At 41.2% G+C, this 22,601-nt stretch carries 19 protein-coding genes; 7 read left to right on the top strand and 12 right to left on the bottom strand.

All coding sequences use genetic code 11. From position 1 onward, the window contains the following. Nucleotides 1-303: 303 nt before the first annotated feature. The 4 genes from gnpA to MHI27_RS22850 all read right to left on the bottom strand — a co-directional run bounded on the left by gnpA (nucleotide 304) and on the right by MHI27_RS22850 (nucleotide 5,858). A complete protein-coding gene (gene gnpA / locus MHI27_RS22835) occupies nucleotides 304-2,457 on the bottom strand; it encodes a 1,3-beta-galactosyl-N-acetylhexosamine phosphorylase (protein ID WP_405174771.1) in 2,154 nt (717 codons plus the stop codon). A gap of 26 nt (nucleotides 2,458-2,483) precedes the next feature. After that, on the bottom strand, nucleotides 2,484-3,338 hold the full coding sequence (locus MHI27_RS22840; RefSeq protein WP_339242971.1) for a carbohydrate ABC transporter permease: 855 nt from the start codon (nucleotides 3,336-3,338) through the stop codon (nucleotides 2,484-2,486). Between the two features lie 9 nt (nucleotides 3,339-3,347). Beyond that, the gene (locus tag MHI27_RS22845; RefSeq protein ID WP_341124440.1) at nucleotides 3,348-4,289 is read right to left on the bottom strand and encodes a sugar ABC transporter permease; all 942 of its coding nucleotides are present in this window, start codon (nucleotides 4,287-4,289) and stop codon (nucleotides 3,348-3,350) included. A gap of 90 nt (nucleotides 4,290-4,379) precedes the next feature. Then, on the bottom strand, nucleotides 4,380-5,858 hold the full coding sequence (locus MHI27_RS22850; RefSeq protein ID WP_405174772.1) for a carbohydrate ABC transporter substrate-binding protein: 1,479 nt from the start codon (nucleotides 5,856-5,858) through the stop codon (nucleotides 4,380-4,382). 431 nt (nucleotides 5,859-6,289) lie between these two features. On the opposite strand from MHI27_RS22850, the gene MHI27_RS22855 reads away from it, so the two are divergent. Both MHI27_RS22855 and MHI27_RS22860 read left to right on the top strand, forming a co-directional pair. Then, nucleotides 6,290-7,978 (top strand): sensor histidine kinase, encoded by a 1,689-nt coding sequence (locus tag MHI27_RS22855; protein ID WP_341124437.1) that lies wholly within the window; start codon nucleotides 6,290-6,292, stop codon nucleotides 7,976-7,978. 14 nt (nucleotides 7,979-7,992) lie between these two features. Next, nucleotides 7,993-9,600, top strand: coding sequence for a response regulator (locus tag MHI27_RS22860; protein WP_405176781.1), 1,608 nt, complete (start codon nucleotides 7,993-7,995; stop codon nucleotides 9,598-9,600). Between the two features lie 61 nt (nucleotides 9,601-9,661). Here the strand turns inward: MHI27_RS22860 and MHI27_RS22865 are convergent, their stop codons facing one another. Continuing rightward, complete coding sequence (locus tag MHI27_RS22865; RefSeq protein ID WP_405174773.1) at nucleotides 9,662-10,207, bottom strand: DinB family protein; 546 nt, start codon at nucleotides 10,205-10,207, stop codon at nucleotides 9,662-9,664. Between the two features lie 64 nt (nucleotides 10,208-10,271). Next, a complete protein-coding gene (locus MHI27_RS22870; protein WP_405174774.1) occupies nucleotides 10,272-11,219 on the bottom strand; it encodes a helix-turn-helix transcriptional regulator in 948 nt (315 codons plus the stop codon). A gap of 205 nt (nucleotides 11,220-11,424) precedes the next feature. Here MHI27_RS22870 and MHI27_RS22875 point away from each other — a divergent pair, with 205 nt between their 5' ends. The 4 genes from MHI27_RS22875 (at nucleotide 11,425) to MHI27_RS22890 (ending at nucleotide 14,827) form a co-directional block, all read left to right on the top strand. Further along, complete coding sequence (locus MHI27_RS22875) at nucleotides 11,425-12,615, top strand: coenzyme F420-0:L-glutamate ligase (protein ID WP_405174775.1); 1,191 nt, start codon at nucleotides 11,425-11,427, stop codon at nucleotides 12,613-12,615. An 89-nt stretch (nucleotides 12,616-12,704) separates the two neighbouring features. Next, on the top strand, nucleotides 12,705-13,604 hold the full coding sequence (locus tag MHI27_RS22880; protein WP_405174776.1) for a LysR family transcriptional regulator: 900 nt from the start codon (nucleotides 12,705-12,707) through the stop codon (nucleotides 13,602-13,604). Nucleotides 13,605-13,682: 78 nt separating this feature from the next. Beyond that, entirely contained in the window at nucleotides 13,683-14,624 is a 942-nt protein-coding gene (locus MHI27_RS22885) for an NAD(P)H-binding protein (RefSeq protein WP_405174777.1), read from the top strand. Nucleotides 14,625-14,689: 65 nt separating this feature from the next. Then, complete coding sequence (locus MHI27_RS22890; RefSeq protein ID WP_405174778.1) at nucleotides 14,690-14,827, top strand: hypothetical protein; 138 nt, start codon at nucleotides 14,690-14,692, stop codon at nucleotides 14,825-14,827. A 390-nt stretch (nucleotides 14,828-15,217) separates the two neighbouring features. Here MHI27_RS22890 and MHI27_RS22895 read toward each other — a convergent pair whose 3' ends face one another. The 6 genes from MHI27_RS22895 to MHI27_RS22920 form a co-directional block, all read right to left on the bottom strand. Further along, nucleotides 15,218-16,357: a 5-methyltetrahydropteroyltriglutamate--homocysteine S-methyltransferase gene (locus MHI27_RS22895; RefSeq protein ID WP_076300776.1), complete on the bottom strand. Its 1,140-nt coding sequence runs from the start codon at nucleotides 16,355-16,357 to the stop codon at nucleotides 15,218-15,220. A 128-nt stretch (nucleotides 16,358-16,485) separates the two neighbouring features. Next, entirely contained in the window at nucleotides 16,486-17,259 is a 774-nt protein-coding gene (locus tag MHI27_RS22900; protein ID WP_076284690.1) for an ABC transporter permease, read from the bottom strand. Then, a complete protein-coding gene (locus MHI27_RS22905) occupies nucleotides 17,237-18,220 on the bottom strand; it encodes an ABC transporter ATP-binding protein (protein WP_341059884.1) in 984 nt (327 codons plus the stop codon). The genes MHI27_RS22900 and MHI27_RS22905 overlap by 23 nt, the downstream gene beginning before the upstream one ends. 574 nt (nucleotides 18,221-18,794) lie before the next feature. Further along, a complete protein-coding gene (locus MHI27_RS22910; RefSeq protein WP_042129995.1) occupies nucleotides 18,795-18,983 on the bottom strand; it encodes a hypothetical protein in 189 nt (62 codons plus the stop codon). A 74-nt stretch (nucleotides 18,984-19,057) separates the two neighbouring features. After that, nucleotides 19,058-19,681 (bottom strand): hypothetical protein, encoded by a 624-nt coding sequence (locus MHI27_RS22915; protein ID WP_405174779.1) that lies wholly within the window; start codon nucleotides 19,679-19,681, stop codon nucleotides 19,058-19,060. 421 nt (nucleotides 19,682-20,102) lie between these two features. Beyond that, nucleotides 20,103-20,987, bottom strand: coding sequence for a LysR substrate-binding domain-containing protein (locus tag MHI27_RS22920; RefSeq protein WP_341146056.1), 885 nt, complete (start codon nucleotides 20,985-20,987; stop codon nucleotides 20,103-20,105). Nucleotides 20,988-21,097: 110 nt separating this feature from the next. Here MHI27_RS22920 and MHI27_RS22925 point away from each other — a divergent pair, with 110 nt between their 5' ends. After that, a complete protein-coding gene (locus MHI27_RS22925; RefSeq protein ID WP_405174780.1) occupies nucleotides 21,098-22,489 on the top strand; it encodes an MFS transporter in 1,392 nt (463 codons plus the stop codon). Nucleotides 22,490-22,601 lie beyond the last annotated feature (112 nt).

Below are 22,601 nucleotides of genomic sequence, written 5' to 3' on the forward strand. Positions count from 1 at the left end.
TAAAACTAATTAGGGAAAAACTCCCTGAAAATAATCAAAATTCGCTCTAAACGAACGAAATCAGGGAAATCCTCCCTAATAATAAGGGGGATTCCTTTAATTGCTATCGAATCAGCAAAACTTTAGGGAGGTTTTCCCTGATTATTAATCTAATGACCAAAAATCCCGGAATTTCAGGGAGAAATTCCCCAATTACTCTATCGAAGCGGTACAATTCAGGAAAGTTTGAGACAACAGCGGCCGCAAGTCCAAATATTCTCCGTAGTTACGACTGACTCCTTAAATGTATGTCTTAAAGTGAAGTTACATATTCATATCCAGCCACACACTTTCCATCCCGTTCAATTCCAGCTCTATTCTCAAATCGTTCTCCATCAGGATCGTCGTCTTTTGGGTCTCCGCTGTGTTATTTACAGCACAATAGCGGCCAGTCTCAGGGTAAGCATGACACTCTACATTCGGATTCAATGAGAACCAAGAATACAATTGTTCCTCTTGATGTGCAGCCCAAAAGATCGCCCGGCTCAGTAATCTAGTATTCTGGATACTATACGGCAGCCCTGCAATATAAACACCTCGACCCTGCCCAAATGAATTCACGGCAAGATTGCAGCTATTGTCGTGTATATCCAAGACTTGTGCTCCAATCTCCGCTTGATAAATCATGGTCATCCCTTCACCATAATCAATGTCGCCTTCCAGATCTTCCGTAATGAAATGCTCCTTTACTGGCGTTACCTTAGGCTTATTAACGCTTGCTGTAAAACCCATTTCCTTTTGAACACCTAAAATATCCGCTAGTTGAAAAAGAACCCCTTGATGCTCATATGCCGTTGGATCACCAATTCCAATAAAACCGCCGCCTTGATGCACCCATTCACGAATGCTAGACACCACTTTTGGATCGCTCCAATGATCTCCGCCACTCCAAGAAGTATGGACATCACCCGCGTTAATGATCACACCGATACTAGGATCAATCCCGTGTTGTCTAATATCATCAAAGCTTATAAATTCAATGTCGAAAGGCAAGCCTGCGAGTGACTCCAGTGCCCCTATGTAGGAATAACATCTTTGATTCCATAAAGAGTGAGCCACTTGGTGCGTCTGCCAGCTGCGAATGTAGCCCCAAGTATTAAGAATCGCCACTTTAAACGATGCCTTATACGGCTGAGTCCCTTCAGCATTTGCATGAATTCCTTTAAACTGAGTCGCAATCTCCGTCACATGATCAATAAAATTAGGGAATTGGTACGCCAGACTTAGATATCCGCCATACCCCATTCTTCCAACCGATTTACGCATAAGTGCCCGGCGACATTTTATCCAGATCGGCATGGACTCTCCAACAGGATCTCCACCTTCAAAGAATATATCTGGGAAGAAGTAAGGGTAGAACCGGGCTTCGGTATCCTTAATCGGAATATCCGCGATCATACGGGTCGTAACCCCATCTCCGGCAGCCCCGACCACTGCATCTAGCCCAATCTCGGAAAAATATTTACCATAAGGCTCTGTCCCTGCCCAGTGATCCCCAAAGAACATAATGGCTTTCTTACCGAAATCATGCACCATATCAACACATTGTTTGGCATAACCTGCAATGAATTTCTGATTAAATTCCATCCAGTCCAAATACCTTGGCGTCGGATTCATAAACGGTGTATTATATCGTCCTTGATCCACAAAATCTTCCGCAGTCAGACGATATCCATAAGTTTGTTCAAACTGATCTAATGCTAATGGACTTACGCAGCTTAGATAGCCAAACCAATTAACTTGCTTCTCCTTACCTTCCTTATTAAAAATCAAGTCGAAATTATAAAAGAAGGTAGTAAAACGAACGATATCAGTCTTCGGATGCTTTGCTAGCCAATCTTTCAGCACCTTCAATACATGCTCTTGCGCCTCGGGATAACGAACATCCAGTGGTAAGCGATGCTCTTCCGTCCAGTTATTCGTGATGTGATTGTACATAGAGACCGGTTCCCAAATCTGATAGGCCAAGAAACTGACGGTATATTTGTGAAACTGTTCCGCCTGGTCAAGCGTGACGATCCCCTCTGCATAACTCCAATGTGCCGAAGGTACTATTTCTCCTGTGGTCCGGTTTACAACCTGCCAATACTTTTTAATATCCACATCTGTATTAGGAACAAATTGATCTGCAAAAAAATCTGCCATAATATCGATGGTCTTCACCTTCGGTGTCACAATCAATGGTGCAGACATCAGATAAATCTGCTGTCTATACTGTGGATGCTGCTTTGCCCACTCGTTGTCCTCACGTACCAGACAAAGCGTTGAATAGATTTGCAGACCCATATCAAGAATGTCCTGCGATAGACTCGTGCCATCACTGTCACGTACAGCATCTACGCCCCATCTCTCTACAAGATCGGCTATGACCTCTTCCATTCCTGTTTCACCAGGTAGTGTAAATCTTCCTTTGTCCACACAAATTCCCTCCATGACTTTGTAGTTCAGCCCTTAATTCCACCAGCGCTTATTCCTTGGAGCAATTGTTTTTGTCCTACCACATATAGGAGAATCGTTGGAATGAGTACCAAGATCAATGCGGCAAATAGTGCGCTCCAATCTGTAGCATACCTTTGAACCTCAAACAGATTGGCTAAACCCACCGGTAATGTTTTTTTGCTATCCGTTTGAATTAGAACTAATGCCAGTGGATACTCATTCCAAAAGCCCATCGCTGCCAGCATACAGACCGTTACAATTCCCGGCTTAGCTAGTGGCGCAATGATTCTGACGAGTACCCCTGTATTCCCGCAACCGTCAATCTTGGCGGCCTCTTCATAATCTCTAGGGACAGATCGCAGAAATCCGCTTAACACAAAGATCGCAAAAGGAAACTGAAGGACAGCATAGATCAAACCGAGCATCCCGCGATTGTCCAGCATCCCGAAAGAATTCACCTGAATAAATAAAGGAACCATGATATAAGAAGCTTGGAGAAAGATACAGGCCATATAAATATTAAGAATCATTTTGGAACCCCAAAACTTAAATCTCGTTAATACATAAGCTATAGGGACCACAAAAATAACTAGAATCGCAGTGGAAAGCACCACTAGAAAGATAGAATTCAGGAAATAACTTCCCATCTTGGATTTCTGAAAAGCACGTACATAGTTATCCAAGTGTAAGGCTTGTGGAAAGGAGAATGGATCGGTTAGAAATTCCGTATTGCTCTTAAATGAGGCTAAAAGATTCCATACAAACGGATATAACAAAACAATAGTAGCTACAATCAGAAACAGCCGAGTGATCCAATTGATAATGTTCATTTTTATAAGACTCTGTTGATTACTATTCACCCTTCTCCCCTACCCTTCTGCTCGATTTGTAAGTAGTCTAGACAGAAAAGAAAGGACAAAGGCAAACGCAAGCGTAAAGATTGCGATAGCCATGGCATAACCAAAGTTCGCATTTTGGAACCCTTGAGTGTACATGTAATGGAGTAATACAGTAGTACCACCTGCCGGTCCACCGCCGGTCATGATTGTTACGACTATAAAGCTTAAATTGATCGTACCCGCCAGGGACAGCACGAAGGTTATTCCAATGATTTCTTTTAACAGTGGGATCGTAATGCTGACAAGCTTCCGGAAATATCCTGCACCATCAATGGTCGCCGACTCGAACACATCCGCAGAAATCCCATCTATTGCAGCGATATACATCACCATATAGTAACCAACCGCCTGCCAGATCAGAGTGACCGCAACGCACCATAATGCAGTTCGGCTATCCCCAAGCCAAGTCATAGTCAGTTGATCCAGCCCAATACTTGAGAGAATATTGTTCAAGATCCCCATGTTCGGATGAAACACAAAGGACCATATGATCCCGACTACCGTCAAAGAGATAATGCTGGGGAAAAAGAATACCGTCCGGTAAAAGCCTCTCTCTTTCAGCTTCGTCTGCGTCAATAGAAAAGCAAGCACTAAGCCAAAGGCTAAGGTAACTACCGGCACGACCAGCATCAGCTTGAACGTATTACTAAGCGCTTTGAGGAACATCTCATCTTGGAACATATATTTATAGTTATCCAGAAAGATAAACTTGTTCTCATCACTCATCCCGGTTGCATCCGTAAAAGACATAACGAATGCCCGAAAGGTTGGAATGATCATAAATACGAGAGTCAACAGGAGCGCAGGAATGGTACATACGGCTATGAATAGCTTCGGATTTTTAGTTTTCGTTGACTTAGTCTTTATTTTTCTGTTTCTAGGAGCTACTTCCGTTAGTTGCATCTCAGACATCTTTCTCACTCCTCTTCATGCAAAATGCATCCTGTTCATAGATGTCCTTATCCATTCTTAACAGGATGCATTGGCATGAGATGCTATAAATTATTTACTAGCTTCTTTCTCTTTACGAATCTGTGCAAAAGCTTTTTCAACATTATCCATCCATTGGTCAGTGGTCATTTGACCTGTCATGACTGGCGTCATCGTATTCTTGAACATTTCAGTGACTACACTAACTTTGGAGCCCTTCGGTAAGGATTGCCAGCCTTGCAGAATTGAAATGGAACCATTGTAAGCCTCAAACATGTCATATACACCTTTGGTCAAGTATGGCTTCGACAGCTCCTTCGCACCATTAAGTGCGTACGCACCATTAGCTTTTTCCGCGAATAATTTAACGGACTCATCCGTATACAGGAACTTTAAGAATTCTTTAGCCAGCTCTGGATTTTTAGCTTTTGCTGGAATGGAGAATTGCTCATAGCTGGAAAGCACGTACTTCTGATCTCCTTTATTAAATACAGGAACGGTTGTCATCCCAAATTCAAAGCCATTTTCTCTTGGTGAATCCTTCATTTCATTTTCCATCCAGTTGCCGTTTACAATAAACAACGCTTTCCCCATCATCATATCGGTCTGCGATTGGGTATGGTTCAAAGCGACCGTGCCATCCATCAGATATCCGTCTTTAGATATTTTGTAGAATATATCCAATACTTTTTTGATCGTGTCGTTCTTAAATGAACCTTCCTCATAAGCAAAGACTTTATCCAACGTTTCTTTACCGCCCGCACTAGCAATCGCAGGATACAGAATTTCTTCCAAATAGTCCGGATAAATACCTTGGTAAGTGAACAACGCTCTTTTCGTTTTCGTTCCATCTGCATTGACCAAGAAGTTCTCTTCTTTTTTCAGCTCATCGCCTAATGCAAAGAACTCGTCCCAAGTCTCAGGAACACTCCAGCCTTTTTCCGCGAACAAAGTTTTGTTGTAAATCAAGCCCATCGGTCCAGCGTTAAAAGGTGCCAGATAGATCTTCCCGTCTTGATACGGCTGAAATCTTGTGCTGTCCAGCATTCCTGGAAGAATCATATCCTTTAGCGTCTCATCTTTATCTAAGGCCTTGCTTTCGAATACATCACTGATATCTAGAAGTCCTTTTTCTTTAATGAGTGAAAGCATAATCCCACTTTGCTCTGTATCCGTAACAGATAGGAAGTCAGGAGGATTACCGGCAACAATCTGTGGTCTAATCACTTCACCAACCTTAGGGTTGATCGTCATATTCACTTTTACCCCTGGATAAGTACTCTCGAATTTACTGACAATTTCATTCCAATAATCGGCGCCATATCCCCCTTGGAATACAGCAATACTCAGTTCCTTGTTATCAAAATCCTTCTTAGCATCCTCTTTAGAAGTATTCTCGGCGTTCGTTGTACTTGTCGCTTCCGCTGTACTCGTAGCTTTTGTTGAATTCGAATCCTTTGAGGCAGCTGGTGTATTCGTGCTATTCCCACAGCCAATCAATCCTACACCCAACAGCGTAACTGCTAATAACGTACTCATTGTCTTTCTCATAAACGCCCTCCTTAAGATGTTCTTACTAATGACCCAACCACAGATTAATTATTGAAAACGCTTTATCTGATAAATTAAGTATAGAAGTGTTTACGTTTTATTTACATTTACAATACAAACGTACCTATGTATTATTTTATCCATCTCTCATTCAGGTTTCAGATATGTTTATTCATCAGCATCACATGACTTGTAAACTTAGCGGTTAAAGGAATGGATAATACTAACGATTCCATAGATTATTCTTGCTTTTCTCCCATGCATATATATTCCATTCTTCTTTTTATGTTAACTTGTAAGTAAAGGATATCGAATGGGAGGTCATCCACCTGAGTCATAACAAAGGGAAGCGGTATTTTCCTAGTCCCCCACAAATCATACGAAAAATTAAAATTCAAAATCGCTTAACCGTTATCTTCTTAATCGTTTCCGTGATTCCAATCATCTTTATAGGTTTCTATTCCTATACTATCTACTCCAAATCCATTAACAATAAATTAAGCAAATCTACCTTTCAGGCTTTGACACTGCTCAATCGAACGATGTTAAGCGAGCTTAATAACTATCAATATCTTGCCGGATCTGTTTCTACCAATCCTATTATTCAGGAGCGTTTAACGGCAGCACCTAATGAACCCGCTCCTAGCAATGCTACTATTAACCACGCTATGGATAATGTGTACAGAACCATTTATCCGGGATATGTTCAGAACGTTCGGATCATAGATTCCAAGAACGAACCTATTTATGAATTAGGCTATGACGGCATTCCCAATCCAAAGTATGGGGAAATCATGAAACAGGTAGATCTGAATGCCCCTTATGACAGTCTTAATTATGTAAAAAGCTATCGTGCTTCCCATACGATTGTCCTGGGGCGTAAAATTTTTGATCAAGAAGACATTGGCGTTCCATTAGGTTATGTGTTTGTTTTTATCGGCGGGGAGTTATTCTCAAAAGTCATTCTTTCCAGTGTGGACTTAGGAACAGGTTCTAATCTGCTTATCATGAATAGAGAAGGAATAGTGATGTCCTCCAACCTAAAGGGTACAACACTTGGAGAAGCCTATGATAAAGGTCAACTGTTTAAGCAAATCAAGGAACAAGAGGCTCAGAAGAACCATTCCTTTCAAGGCTTAGTCAATGGCAAAATGCATCAGATCTCCTATATCAATAATAATCAATTAGGCTGGTACATGATTTCTACGGTTCCTTTCTCTTATATTAATTCTGAGACAAGTAAAATCACCACTGGACTCCTTATCGTCGTCAGCATCATTGTAATCCTTTGTATCCTAATTATCATCGTCTTGTATAAAAGTATCCTAAAGCCTATCAAACAAATCATTGTCTTCTGTAATCAAATTTTTTATGGCAATTTATCCAATCGTATAGAAGATCACAGCAACGATGAGATGGGTGTTCTGGCTAATAGGATTAATAGCATGGTCAGCCGGATTGAGCAACTGATAGAGGATCAACAGAAAGATCAAAAGAGGCAGCGTTCGCTTGAATTACAAATGCTACAATCACAGATTAACCCTCATTTTTTATTCAACACTCTAAATTCCTTGCGATGGCTCGCAATGATTAACCAGGTTCCGGTGCTAAGTGATGGTATCTCCTCTCTCGCAGAATTACTGCGCAGTACCATCATCGATCAAGATGAGGAAATAACCATCAAACAAGAGCTTAATAATCTGGACAATTACTTTGCTATTCAAAAAATACGTTATGCTGATCGATTTGATGTTGAATATGATCTAGATGAATCGGTATTACATAGTCTGATCCCTAAACTTATTCTGCAGCCGATCGCTGAGAACGCTATCATCCATGGGGTTACGGATATTGGAGGAAAAGTTCTTATCCGCATTAGGGCATACGCAAAAAATGAATACACACTTGTTATAGAAATCATTGATAACGGAAAAGGCTTTGACACGAAAAAATCGGAAAAGGCTGATACGCTGTCCGGTATCGGAATTTCTAATGTAGCCGATCGCATTAAGCTTCAATATGGTGAGAGCTACGGACTATTCATCACAAGCTTGGTGGGTCAAGGAACCTGTTGCCGCCTGATTATCCCCAAACAAACCTACGAAGAAGATAAGGGGTGATACTAGTGTATCCAATGTATAATGTAATGCTGGTGGATGATGAACCCATTGTAAAAGTCGCGCTCAGAACCATGATTCCATGGGAAGAGCTTGGATATATGATCTGTGCTACAGCCTCTGACGGAGTTGAAGCTTTAACCCTTGTTGAGAAGTTTAATCCACATATCATCATTACAGATCTCAAAATGCCCAATATGGATGGTTTGCAGCTGATAAAAGAACTCAATAACAGAGGGTTTGCCGGGAAAATCCTGGTGGCAAGTAACCACGGGGAGTATGAATTGGTTCGTGAAGCATTAGTACTTGGCGCTGTAGATTATATGCTTAAGATTAGTATGAAGACTGCGGACCTCATCCAGTTGCTGGAGAAATCCACGCAGCTAATCCAAGAACAGCTTCAGTCCAAGCAGCAGCTAGAGACACAATCTCAGCTCTTGCAACACAATTTAAAGAGTGTGAAGAATGCGATTTTAAAAGATTATTTTACCGACCCATATTATGATATGAATCAGCTTGAGCAGCAAAATTCTATAACACTCGCTTTTAGTGAAAATAGCTGCTACTTGTTCTACATCACCTTTGAGCAAAATAGCGCCAGCCCTAGCCAACGGAAAAACCAGCTATCGGTATCCTTCATTGAAAACATCATCTTAGATATCCTGGAAACCGTAGATCAATTCGAAATTATTCAGCTTGAATCGAATGCATTGTTGCTGCTAATCTCCACTGATACCTTAGACAATCAGCAAATTATCCGTACCGACTTTATCCATAGAGTCATTCAGTTGATCAAAATGTATATTTCCATTACCCCTACCATTGTTTATTCCCAGCCCATTAGAGGATACGCTGAGGCGAAAGTAATGCTAGAACGATGTAAAGAATCCTTGGAAATCCAATTTTACAACGAAATAACGATTATTGATCCCGAGATTGTCCATTTAAATGATACGCTCGATTTCGAAAACGTTCATGAGTTCTCTACGAATTTAATACAGGCCTGGAAACGTTCGGGCGTTGAAGCCGTTAATCAAGCCACTCAAAATTTCCTTGAGACCTGCAGATCGAAACAAATAAAGCCGGCTGAAGCCAAAACATTCATCGTCAATTGTCTGCACTATCTTCCATTATGCGATGCTCACATTATCGTTGAAGATCCAAAGCTTTTGAAAACAACTATTGAGAATATTGCAAACAGTAAACGAAGTGCTGAGATTCTAACGCAGATGGAGCTTTTATTTCAATTATTCTCACATCAAAAACAACAGATTGTGACTACCCATAATAGGGATGTTAAACAAACTATTGATTATATCAATGCAAATTATCAGAAAAAGCTGACCTTATCTCTGATTGCCAAGCAGGTCAACTTAAGTGAGAACTATCTATCCAGAATCTTTAAAGAAGAAGTCGGCCAGAGTATCATTCATTACATTAACACCGTAAAAATGGAGAAAGCCGCAGAGTTAATTCTAAAGGGCAACCCTTATGTCAAAGAGATTTCTACGCAAATCGGTATACATGATCAATTTTATTTCACCAGACTTTTCAAGAAGCATTTTGGAGTTAATCCGAGTGAATATAAAGATTATGTTCAAGCGACGCTTGGCTCAGGAAATTAAGATCCTTTCTTTTACGACGAAAGGCCGTTGCTGTAGATCAGCAACGGCCTCTTTTTTGGTATTACAACACTTTCCGAAACAATTCATTGTTTAATCGCTCCAGCTGCAGAAGATGATGACGATAGTGCATCTCAATAAGCAGGAACCATTCCTCCGCGCATAGTCCACCGAATCGCGGGTGAGATACGGTATTTTGTTTGGACGCTTTTTCAAGAGACGGTTCGATCTCTCTCATTCTTTGGATGACTGAATGTAGCCCTTGAATTAATTGTTCCTTGCTCTCCGGCTGCTCCGGCGTATATTGGGCGGAAGGCGGAACCTGAATACGAATGGGCGGAAAACTGCCTTGTGCAAATATAGCCGCACCATCCTCGGTTTTCCCCACATGAGATACCAAGGGATCTTGGTTGAGCACCAGACATTGATCAATATTACGAAGCTGCATATACAGTGCCGAGTTAATGAGATGTTGAACCATCTGTCCGATGGACCACTCGTTTTCACTTGGCTTTTGCTTCAGCTGCTCCAGATTGAATCGCTCTACTTCATGAATATAGTATGTCGCAGTTTCTTCGAAACGTTGTAAGGCTTCTTTTGTTGTAATCATTATATATCAGCTCCTGTAGTCATTGATTATCCAAGTATACAAAAACGCTACTGACAGCGTTATGTCAGTAGCGTTTTAACATTATTTCTAGTTCGTTTCTCACTTGATGGCGAAAAGATTCCGGCTCTAGCACAACCATGCCACCTCCCCAGCCCAGCACCCATTGCAGCAATTCCGCTGGCTCTCGAACTCGAAAAGTAACCCGTAAGCCTTCCGCATGATCCTCTATAGTTTCCATATAGAAATTGTTCGATTCCCTTACCTTATCAGCTATGTCAGAATGGACTAAGATAATCACATGAACGTTACGATCATCAGGAGGTTGGTATACCTCCAATTGAAAATCCGCTGGCCGTATAAATTTATCTTCCAGATCAATAAGCTCCCTCATTCGGGATAACCGGAAATGACGGATGTCTTGACGCAATTCACACCAGGCGACGAGTACCCATGATCCTTGATGAAGCACAAGTCCGTAAGGAGCAACCGTACGAATACTTTGACGGTTCCCATCGGCTTCGGCGATTCTTTTGGAATAACGAAATCTTATTTTCCTTTTCTCCAATATCGCTCGACGAATAGCTTCCAGACATGCCTTTTCTTGTATTGGTGCTATATCTGCTGCGGATGCAAATAAACGAAAACTTTTGCGGATCTGTGATGCTTCAGTGCGGATGGCTTCTGGCAGGATAGCTTCTATTTTTGCTTTAGAACTTCTAGCCTTATTGCCATAGTGGGCATCAAACCACTGCTCGATAAAGTCAGTCCCGATAAGCAATGTCACTGCTTCGTCCAGCGTGAAACTAACGGGTGGCAGGAAATAGCCCTCAATCAAGGAGTAGCCTTGCCCTGGCGCTCCTATTATGGATACGCCCGCTTCACTAAGTGCCTGAATATCCCGATAAATAGTTCTCACGCTCGTTTCAAACGTAGCCGCCAAATCCTCCGCTCGCAACACTTTATTACGCTGCAATTCAAGCACTATAGCTAACAAACGGTCCATTTTGTTCATACGGCTCTCCCTCCCCGAGAAATTGATTTTCTATCTCTAACGACAATGCAAAAAACCTCTAAAAGCTTCTATATCTATAAACCATTTTTATATTAGATATTATAAACATTAATTTTACTTATATCGCTCTAAAAGGGTATAGTAATATAGGGTTTATAACCATTACTTATATATAGAGTATACTCTTATAAGAGGAGAGATCATATTGGAAAGAGTAGTTGGAACAGTGGTACGTGGACTCCGCGGGCCTATCATTAACAATGGGGATAACATTGAAGAAATCGTAGTGCAAACGGTATTGAATGCAGCAACAGTCGAAGGTTTCACGATCGAGGATCGTGATATTGTAACCGTAACGGAATCCATTGTGGCTCGGGCACAAGGAAACTATGCGACAATTGATAATATTGCTGCTGATATAAAGGCAAAATTCGGTGAAGAAACTGTGGGTGTTATTTTCCCTATCCTTAGCCGTAACCGATTTGCTAACTGCTTACGTGGAATTGCCAAAGGAGCAAAAAAAGTAGTCTTAATGCTAAGCTATCCAGCTGATGAAGTGGGCAACCATCTTGTAGACATCGACGAATTAGATGCTAAGGGCGTTAATCCATGGACGGATGTGTTAACAGAGGCTCAATTCCGTGAGCTTTTCGGCTATATTAAGCACCCATTCACAGGTGTTGACTATATCGAATATTATAAAGGTTTGATTGAAGCTGAAGGTGTGGCTTGCGAAGTCATCTTCTCCAACAACCCAAAAACCATTTTAAACTATACAAAAAATGTATTAACTTGCGATATTCACACTCGCTTCAGAACCAAGCGTATTCTCACAAACAACGGTGCTGAAAAAGTATTTGGTCTGGATGATATTCTTACACAATCCATTGATGGCAGTGGCTTTAACGAAGCTTATGGTCTGCTTGGATCCAATAAAGCAACAGAAGAAAGCGTAAAACTATTTCCAAACAACTGCCAACCTATCGTAGATGGTATCCAAACAAAAATCAAAGAAATTACAGGTAAAACTGTAGAAGTTATGGTTTATGGCGATGGAGCATTCAAAGATCCAGTCGGAAAAATCTGGGAGCTCGCAGATCCAGTTGTATCTCCTGCTTACACTGCAGGACTTGATGGAACACCAAATGAAGTGAAATTGAAATATTTGGCCGATAACAACTTCTCTCATCTTCGTGGTGAAGAGCTGAAACAAGCCATTTCTAAATACATCCAGAATAAAAATGATGACCTGGTTGGTGCGATGGAAGCACAAGGGACTACTCCTCGTAGATTAACGGACCTGATTGGTTCATTATCTGATTTGACTTCTGGTAGTGGCGATAAAGGAACACCGATGATTTATATTCAAGGTTATTTCGATAACTATACAAAATAGGATGAGTACAAAAAGGGAGTCTCGTAAATGAGGCTCTCTTCTTGCTATCTGGGGTATAATAAAGCAAACAGCGGTAAGCGGAGGATCCTATGAACATAAGAAGGATTAAATATTTTATTGATCTCGTTGAATGCAGAAATTTTACCGAAACAGCTAAAAAGAACTATGTATCGCAGACCACCATTAGTCAACAAATCGCCGCGCTTGAAGAGGAATTCAACATTCAATTGATTGACAGAAAGCAGATCCCTATCGAACCAACCAAAGCCGGATGGCTTTTCTATGGCGAAGCTCTCATCCTCTGGAAGCAATATAACCATATGAAGATGAGCATGGAAAACTTTCAAAAGTATAATACGCAATCCCTGAGTATCGAATATGCGGCGATGACGGATATCCAAAGTTTGTTGAAATTGATTCCCTCATTTCAGGATCATCATCCGAATATTAAGCTGGAACTGAATAAAGTATTGCTAAAAGATATTGCAGAATACTTGCAAAAGGGGATCTACGACGTAGCTATTGCCTTTGACTCCGAGTTTCAGGGAAAAGAGGACATTGTAACCTATCCCTTATATAAGGGACGTTATTGTGCGGCTGTGAGTCATCACCATCCTCTTTTTCATCATGAATCGATCGCCAAAGAGGAGTTATATGAACATCCACTAGTCATGCTGAATCCAACAGCTATTGGAAACTCTTATCATCTAATGATCCAGCATGCAATTGAAGACGGCTATCAGCCTAACATCCTTCGAACCGCAGACGATGTGGAGACAGAATTGTTTTATATCATCACGGAGAATTTAATTGGCTTTTTTCCGGATAACTATCAGCTCGCCTATCTTCAAGATAAAGTCCGGTTAATCCCATTAGAGGATTCACATCATACCTTTGCAATCGAAGCTGGTTATCTCAGAAATAATACAAACCCTGCCTTGCCCTCCTTCCTTCAGCAGATCCAAATTGGTTTTAGCAATCGACCATAAGTTTTATGTGTTAGACTATGTTCATTTTTTCACATACTATAAGGGTATAAATCATATCCACAAGGAGTGACGATGATCATGGGTAAATTATTGTTGACGGGTGTCGATGGAAATCTAGGGAAGCAAGCTGCGGAATATTTGTTAGAGCTGGTAGATAAGGACCAAATCATTTTTTGCGCTTACGATCCAGCATGTTTGAAAGAATATGCGGAACAAGGGATTGAAACACATGTGACCAACTTTAATAACAAGGAAGGCCTTGCCGAAGCTTTTGCTCATGCTGATAAACTTGCTCTGATCTCCATGCCTTTTGTTGGGGAGAAACGCCAAAATGCACACAGAAATGTGGTTGATGCTGCCAAAGAAGCCGGAGTCAAACAGATCATTTATACTTCTCTAGTAAATGCGGCTGATGAAACCAATCCAAGCGTTGAAAAAATCGATCATATTTATACCGAACGTTATGTTCAAAGCGTAGGGCTCGATTATATTTTCCTTCGTAATTCCCAATACGCGGAAGCGATGATTACCAATTACTTCACTTATGTGAAGGGTGACGGGGTATTAACAAACAATCAGGGTGACGGTAAAATGGCTTATATCTCGCGGAAGGATTGTGCAAAAGCCGTTGCTCATGCCCTAGCCTCCAAAAATTATCATGAAGCGATCCTTGATATCAATGGACAAGAATTAATGACGATTACTGACTTCATTAAGATCGGGAATGTAGTAACCGGTAATCATATCACCTACAAAGAAAATACGGATGAAGAGAATTATGCCGTATTCGAAGCCATGGGTGTGCCTAGAACTACCGACGGTGCATTTAAAGAAGGTTCCGAAGCACCCTTTTCTTCCGAAGGCATGGTTACTTTTGGACAGGCTATCCGTGAAGGGAAAATGGATATTTTTACAGACGACTTTAAAAAATTGACGGGGCAAGAGCCACTGACCGTGAAATATATGTTTGAACACGCCGATGAATTCCAGGTTGGCGAAAGACACTCTAAAGACAATTAATAAGTGGCACCTCATACCTCTTAGACTAAATCCCCCCCGTTTAATAAACGGGGGGGATTTCTTTAATGCTGAGGATGGCACAAAAACAACTCGTTCTCCAAGGTCAGAAGGAGCATTCCAAGCTTCCTCTACTTACTGAACACTCACAATTTTCTGCCATTGCAACCACAATCGTGGGCAACTCAGCAAGTGCCGCGAGTTAATAATTCCAAATTAATTCTCTGTCTCTCTGCTCCGTAAAGCTCAATCATATGCTCGCCCTGGAGATAATTAGGGAATTCCTCCCTTATTATCAGAGGATTCTGGTCATCAGACTAATAATTAGGGAAATCCTCCCTGAAATTCGACTGATTTGACGGTAAATCTTGATTTCACTCTGTTTTTTAGGGAGGAATTCCCTGATTCCATTCATTTAAAGTAATTATCGGCTTTTATTAGGGAGCTTTTCCCTAATTACTCTCAATCCACTGGTATAGTGACAGCACGCCAAGTAAATCCATGTACACTCTTTAAATCAAAATACACCTTTAACCGTACGGATAAACATCCGAATGGTTAAAGGTGTATTGTCTCTGTCTACTTTTTAATTAGAGTTAATTCCAGATCTCTTCAGCAATCTCTTTAATATAAGCAAGCTTGCGCCATTGCTGCTCTTCTGTAAGGTGGTTACCTTCTTCCGTGGAAGCAAAGCCGCATTGCGGGCTCAGGCAAATCCGGTTTAGATCGACATATTGCTTCGCTTCCTCAATACGCTTTAGAATATCTTCCTTACTCTCCAGCTCACCAAATTTGGAAGAGAACAGGCCAAGCACGACCTGCTGATTGTCTTTTAGGAAGCGTAATGGTTTGAAGTCACCTGCACGTTCAGTATCAAACTCCAGATAGTAACCTGAGTAGTTATTGATGTTCAGAAGTGTTTGTGCGATAGGTTCATAACCTCCGCCTACTCCAGCATAAGTAGAAACATAATTGCCTCGGCATACATGTGTCGTTACAACGAGATCTTCCGGCAGACCGGATACCACTTCTTCGTTCAACTTCGCAAGCTCGTTCGCATATTCAGCTACATTCACACCAACCTGATTCATAAATGCTATAAACTGTTCGTCGCACAGCGCTCCCCACGTGCAATCGTCGATTTGAATGCTGCGGCAGCCCGCTGCATAAAAGGCTAGAATTGACGCTTTGTATGCTTTGGCAATATCCGAAATTAGCTCTTCACGATTCGGGTATAATTCATTCGTGCTTTCCTTATTTTCTACCCGATCCAGCTCAAACAGGAATTGCGCAGCCGCAGGAATCGATTGACGCGCAACAACGTCCTCACCAGCAGCGCCTTTTAAAAATTCATAATGTGATACAAAAGGGTGGCTGCTGTAGCTTATTTTTCCGGTCAGTCGGGCAGTTTCTGGTCTCGACTCCGCGCCATTAAATTGGTAGCCTTGATCAATAATGGTCCGCTCTACACCATCAAAGCCCCAGAAGAAGTCGAGATGCCACCAAGAGCGGCGGAATTCGCCGTCGGTTACCGCTTGAAGACCTACCTCTTTTTGTTTTTGCACGAGCTTCACAATCTCGTCGTTCTCTACTTCCTTCAACTGCTCTGCTGTAATTTCGCTGTTCTTGAATTTTAATCTAGCCTCTTTCAACGCCTGAGGGCGCAGGAAGCTGCCAACAATATCATATCGAAATGGAGTAACGGTTCGCTTTTTAGGTTCGGTTTGAGTGCTCATATATTAATCTCCTCGTGAACAAATTATTAAAATTAATATAGCATATCCGATTGCCTATACCGTTACACCAATGAGTTATGGCAGGTTATAAGTATTAGCTATACCTAATAAATAAACGATTGTGTGCGCTAGTATTGCCCCAGAAGCCCCTTCTTCATGGCTATTTTCTCACAGCGATCAAACACAACGAGCCCTAGAATCAAATAAACCAGCGAATTTAATATTAATACGCCATAGTCAGATAAAGATAGATCCGTTAACGTTAGATTCTCCAGCATCACCGTTCTTACCATATTCACGCCTTTAACGAATGGGGCAAAAGCTAAAAACGGAGCTACAGTGATCGGAACAAATACAAGTCCCATCAAGACAAATTGGAAAATCTGTAGAAATGCTTGAATTTGTTTCACAATAATAGCCAAACCAGCAATCATAAAACTAACGCCTACCATACTTATCATAGTAACTATAATGATTGGGATCGTTGTCATGGGATTAAGACTCAACCATTGTCCCGAGGTTAGCATCGCACCAAACAGCAAGAGAATCATAATGACGGACTGTAAGCCCAATTGACTGACGATCCGCGTGAGCATAATTTTCCACACACCCATGGGAGACATATATAACTGCTCTAACGTTCCACGCGTCGCTTCTGTGATTACCGAATAACCAATAAAGTTCATCGTCATCATCGTTAAGCTCCAAAAGACTACACTTACAATTGAATATTGGACATTCGTATCAAAACTAGCTGGATCTCCTATGAACATAATTCCAAAAAATGCAGCCAGAAATATAATATAAAAAGTGACTACTAATGCAATCGTGTTCGGCAAATATCGTTTCAACTCAATATATTCCTTACGAAAATTAGCATTAAATAAATGGAGCCATTTCATGAGTCTTACCTCCCTTCACAATCTGAATAAACACTTGTTCAAAATCAATGGTTATTCGATCAATACTTTCCACCATCGTTCCTTCCTCTTTCAGAAGATCGAACAACTCGTAGATATCCTGACCATGCTCTAAATTCACTTCCACGATCGTTTCATGAGAGCTTGCTTTATAAGTACTTAAAGGGAATATACTCAACAGTTTATTCTCCTGTTCAGGGCTTAATTGCTCACCTAATTTAATGGAATATGCCCTTGTTTCAAATAACTTAAGTAAATTCTCCACCCTGTCGTCAATCACAACCTCACCTTTGTTAATGATAATGGCACGGTCACACAGCTCCTGAACGACAGGCATATCATGTGAGCTAATAATGATCGTACGTTTCTCTTCCCTCACTATCGTTTTTAGAATATTTCGTAATTCATAACTAACCTCAACATCCAAACCGAGCGTTGGCTCATCCAGCAAGATGACATCCGTATTAGCTAATAACGCCACAGCGATTGCCAGCTTTTGTTGCATCCCCCGAGATAATCCATTAACCAGCTCATTCTCCTTTTCTTTAAGGTTGAATTGCTCTAATAATTTATCTGTCTGATCGGAAATTTGCTTCCGAGAGTACCCCCGGTTACCTGCAAAATATTCTAAATTTTCCCGAACCGTAAGACGCCAATATAAATTCCGGTTCCCTTCTAATACAGCACTGATATGCTCTAACGCTTTGAGTCTCTTCTTACAAATATCTAAGCCATTAATGGATATAGAACCCCCATCCGATTCTAACAAACCACAGAGCATCTTTATTGTTGATGTTTTCCCAGCACCGTTGGGACCTAGTAAACCGAGCACCTCTCCACGATTCACATGAAAAGAAACATCACGAACGGCATGTATTTTCTCTTTCGTCTTTCTTTTCTCGTAGACCTTGCTAATCCCCCGTACTTCTATAATTTTCTCCACCTTATAACCATCCTCTCCCGTACGATTTAAAAGAGTGATTCCATTGTTAAATTTATTTTATTTGAGTATCTAAATTTAGATAACTGGCTCCAGATGGATACTTTCTCCGTCTGAGGAATGAGATTTGTATAGACGACAACTATGATATGTCTATAGGAAATATCGCATTTTTTAAGAATGATTGGGTGAATGTCCGGCATGGAGCAAATGTAGGTTATTTCATCATAGAGAAAACGAGGAGGACATCATGAATCACAACAAGAAAAAATCCATTTTGCGTGGTGGGTATTAGTAGGACTGGCTTTAATGCTTGGAGTTGCAAAAAGTGGCGTTATGACCGCAGGCGGGCTATTTTTGACACTAACAATGATCTTATCGTTATTGCCGCAGACATTAATGAGATAGCGCTAGAGAAAGTAAGCCAGAAACAGAATGTTTATGGAATGAAATTTAATGTTGTCTCAGATGAGGATTGGCAGAAAATTAATTCCATCGATGGAGGATACTCAGCTCAATAACGATAATGACAGCCCTCAAGTTAAATGAGGGCTGTCATTTTTTCATTACAAGGCCATTAGAAGATCCATATGAGTAAGAAAATAACTGCAATTATTGCCACCACGATGAAGAGATTGATTACCTCGCTCCAAAATCCAGGAACACCTTGTGTATGATATTTTTGCGCATTGACATCATGGTTTGCTTTATGACCGCCAGGGTCCGTCACATTTGGATTAGGTCCTGGATCAAAAAAGTCAGACATAGAAATCAACACCTTTCTCGATTATAAACCATATTATACCAGTTAATTCCCTTTTTAGTAATAACCTTCTTAGCTCAATTCATTTGAGAATAAAAATAAGGTAAGTGTTTCTTTGATAGAGCTTTTTCGATTAGTTCTTGATCGTAGCCATATTTTTGCAATGCAGTAATAATCGCTTGTGTCCTGTCTGATCGTTGTCTTCTTAAATTTGATTCTAGCTGTATTTCTAGAGGAACCGTAGGAATAGTGTACCGTCCGATTGTTACATTCCTAAAACGATTCCAAATGAATTGACCACCTTCCCATATCCCATCACCATCCATAGAATCAGGAATTCCCGCTGAATTGGAGATATGAACAACTTCCACTTTAAACCCATCGATGATCCAACTCCCCTTTGTCCATGAGAAGCCCGAAGAAAAGGTCTGAGTGTATGTAGGTTCTTCTAAAGAGGATAACCAGTTCTCTCCATGAGGGAATTCACATTTATCCAGCAAGGAATATTCCTTCAGAAGTTCTGCAAATTGTGCAATCCCTTCTTTATTTTTTGTATAAATATCAACGTCTCCCGGAGTCATTTCACAGCCCTGTAAAACCGAACCCACCGAGCCAACCAAGATCCATTCTAATTTCGAATTCACTTCCGATGAAAAATAAAGCTCACATACCTTTGACAAAGCTATTTCCCAGCTATTCATAATTCCACCCCAAATTGACTAGTAAGTTCGAGTACATGAAACCTTAATAACCTCCGATGCGTTAAAGAACTATACAAATTCACAGGAGGTTTTTAAAATGAGATACAGTGCTGCAGGCGCGCGAATAACCTGTCCTTGTTGTCAAAACGATACCTTTCATCTGGATTATAAACTGCTTAACACAAGCGGAGCATCCTTTCTAGGATTTGACTGGGCGAATAAAAACGCTGCTATACTTATTTGTAAGAGATGCACCCATATCTCATGGTTTATGGAAGAACCAACATCAGATAACTAAACACTACCTGATTCTTCTACATCTTCATTATAAAATATTTCTATAGACTATGCGTCCTTGAGCTGGATGCAATTGTTCTTTTGCATCCAGTTAAATACCTCTAGATAACCATCCCCAATTGTCTTAAACCTCTTTGGATAACGATCCGAAATATTCTACAACTACCTCACGAAATTCCAAAGCAGCCCGAGAAATGTACCGACTCTTGTGCCATATTAGAGCAATTTCCCGTACCAATTCGTGATTCTCTATTTGGAGATATTTGATGTCTTCCCGTGAATTTCTTGCTGTACTTGGTATGAAGGCAAGTCCAATCTCAGCTTCCACAAGAGTGATCAACCTTGCAGGTTCATCCCCCTCATATACATATTTAGGCGTAAATCCAACCGATTGGCACACAGAGTCTATTAAATCCCGAGTTCCATAACCACTCTTAACCCCGACGAACCATTCATCTCTCAGCTCTATCAAAGATACGCTGCTTCGATCTGCCAACCGATGCCCCTTAGGAACCGCTACAAGGATTGGGTCGATAAATACGACTTGGCATTCGATGTCATCCCCTTCTAAAGGGGGTGAGGACAAGCAGAAATCCACCTCTCCTCTATCCAAAAGTGTGACCATTTCCTTCGTAGTCAGCATCTGCACATGAAATTGAATATCAGGTCTCTTTTTTCGAAACTCGCGAAGGATATTGGGTAATGTACTGGCGGTGGTCACTGCTAATTCAAGCGTGTTATGTTCCGGGTGAGATAAATCGCTAAGCTCCTGCTTCCCCTGCTCCAATTCAAACAAAGCTCTTTCTGCACGGCGAAGAAATCTGCTTCCGAACTCATTCAGACGCAGGTTCCTTCCTACTCGATCGAATAAAGGGACCCCTAGATCCTCCTCCAAGCGCTGTATTGTTTTGCTAAGTGATGATTGAGTAACGTGCAGATTTCGCGCAGCTTCGGTCACATGTTCCAACCGAGCTACCGCGAGAAAATATTGCAGCTGTAGAAGTTCCATTTCGCACCCCATTCATTCCTTTAAGTCAATGAGAATATAACATAAAATGCGTTGGAATGAATAATTAAAATCAAGTAGGATGACATTAATACGCTTTAGGGGGACACAAAATGAGTGCTCGGAATTGGTGGTTAATGATTTCAGTGGGTCTAGGGATACTATTGAACCCATTAAACTCTTCAATGGTTTCTGTTGCTATTCCAAGATTGCAAAATGTATTCCAACTTGACTATACAGGTGTTTCCTGGATTATTTTTTCTTTCTACATCGCTAGTAGCATCGCTCAACCCGTCATGGGAAAGGCCAGCGATTTATTTGGTAGGAGGAAGATATTTCTTACAGGGCTTGTAGTAGCCTTCATTGCCTCATTATTAGCTCCATTCGCACCAAACTTCGCGTGGCTCCTCGTGTTCCGCATTGTGCAAGCCATTGGAACAAGCATGATGGTTGCCGTTGGGATGGCTATAGTGCGAATTCATGTAACGGAAAAACAAGCGACAGCGCTGTCTGTTTTGTCCATCTTCCTATCTGGTGCGGCAGCCATTGGACCCTTTATTGGCGGGGTTATCATACACTGGTGGGGCTGGCCCGCTATCTTTTTCGTCAATATTCCATTTGTGGTAGTGAGCTTTCTATTGTCTTGGAGAAATATCCCTAAGGAAAACTCGTCATTAACCGTTGCACCGGGCATGTCTCTTCGCAAATGGTTCGATTGGATAGATGGATCAGGGATTCTGCTCTTCACAATGGGTCTGGTTGCCCTGCTCATTGGATTGCTCTCAGCAAAATCATCCGGGCACATTGCTTTAGGAAATGTCATTGTTTCACTGATAGGACTCGCTCTGCTAGGGGTGTTCGTACGACATGAGTTAAAAGCGACTTCGCCTTTTATCCCTTTACGCACATTCGCCAAATATCCTGCAATGACATGGATTAATGTGGAATTCATGCTCGTCAATGTACTCTTTTACTCACTCTTTTTCGGAGTTCCGTCCTACTTGCAAATGGTTCGCCATGTCAGCGAGTATCAAACAGGGATACTTATGCTAACCTTAGGCCTATGCTCTCTTGTTACTTCTCCAATAGCAGGACGATGGATCGATAAATCCGGACCAGGACCGGCACTACTAGTGTCTGCAATATTGATGACTGCGGGATCGGTATGGCTCGTGACATTGAATCAATCTTCACCGGTTATTAGCGTGTGCCTGGCTTTGGCTGCATTCGGAATTAGCAATGGGTTGAATAATGTAGGTATGCAAGCAGCTTTGTTCCAAAGTTCACCCAAGGAAATGATCGGGGTAGCATCCGGTTTATTTAATACTTCAAGATATTTGGGAACCATTCTCTCTTCCTTGTTGATAGGCATCGTAATGAGAGGCAAGTTCAGCTTTGAGGGATTTCAAGTACTTGGGATTATTCTCACGATCATTGCATTGTCTTTGGTATTCATGAGTCGGCGGCGCCGGAAGTCAGGGGAGTTGCAGGAGAGGATAAATTGATTAATTACTCCAAATAGTCCCGCATATCCGGATAAGAGTCGAATACATTTTTTATACTTCAAAAACCATAGAACTACCTCAGATGTTGCTTAACTTTGCCTTCAATAAATAG

Origin of the sequence: Paenibacillus sp. FSL H8-0261, from assembly GCF_045040645.1 — a bacterium.
Lineage (GTDB): Bacteria > Bacillota > Bacilli > Paenibacillales > Paenibacillaceae > Paenibacillus_AQ.

Excerpts from the sequence above, each read along its gene's own strand:
- MHI27_RS22845 (WP_341124440.1), bottom strand. The coding sequence starts at position 4,289 with ATGTCTGAGATGCAACTAACGGAAGTAGCTCCTAGAAACAGAAAAATA.
- MHI27_RS22850 (WP_405174772.1), bottom strand. The coding sequence starts at position 5,858 with ATGAGAAAGACAATGAGTACGTTATTAGCAGTTACGCTGTTGGGTGTA.
- MHI27_RS22860 (WP_405176781.1), top strand. The coding sequence starts at position 7,993 with ATGTATAATGTAATGCTGGTGGATGATGAACCCATTGTAAAAGTCGCG.
- MHI27_RS22865 (WP_405174773.1), bottom strand. The coding sequence starts at position 10,207 with ATGATTACAACAAAAGAAGCCTTACAACGTTTCGAAGAAACTGCGACA.
- MHI27_RS22870 (WP_405174774.1), bottom strand. The coding sequence starts at position 11,219 with ATGAACAAAATGGACCGTTTGTTAGCTATAGTGCTTGAATTGCAGCGT.
- MHI27_RS22880 (WP_405174776.1), top strand. The coding sequence starts at position 12,705 with ATGAACATAAGAAGGATTAAATATTTTATTGATCTCGTTGAATGCAGA.
- MHI27_RS22885 (WP_405174777.1), top strand. The coding sequence starts at position 13,683 with ATGGGTAAATTATTGTTGACGGGTGTCGATGGAAATCTAGGGAAGCAA.
- MHI27_RS22890 (WP_405174778.1), top strand. The coding sequence starts at position 14,690 with ATGCTGAGGATGGCACAAAAACAACTCGTTCTCCAAGGTCAGAAGGAG.
- MHI27_RS22895 (WP_076300776.1), bottom strand. The coding sequence starts at position 16,357 with ATGAGCACTCAAACCGAACCTAAAAAGCGAACCGTTACTCCATTTCGA.
- MHI27_RS22900 (WP_076284690.1), bottom strand. The coding sequence starts at position 17,259 with ATGAAATGGCTCCATTTATTTAATGCTAATTTTCGTAAGGAATATATT.
- MHI27_RS22910 (WP_042129995.1), bottom strand. The coding sequence starts at position 18,983 with ATGTCTGACTTTTTTGATCCAGGACCTAATCCAAATGTGACGGACCCT.
- MHI27_RS22915 (WP_405174779.1), bottom strand. The coding sequence starts at position 19,681 with ATGAATAGCTGGGAAATAGCTTTGTCAAAGGTATGTGAGCTTTATTTT.
- MHI27_RS22920 (WP_341146056.1), bottom strand. The coding sequence starts at position 20,987 with ATGGAACTTCTACAGCTGCAATATTTTCTCGCGGTAGCTCGGTTGGAA.
- MHI27_RS22925 (WP_405174780.1), top strand. The coding sequence starts at position 21,098 with ATGAGTGCTCGGAATTGGTGGTTAATGATTTCAGTGGGTCTAGGGATA.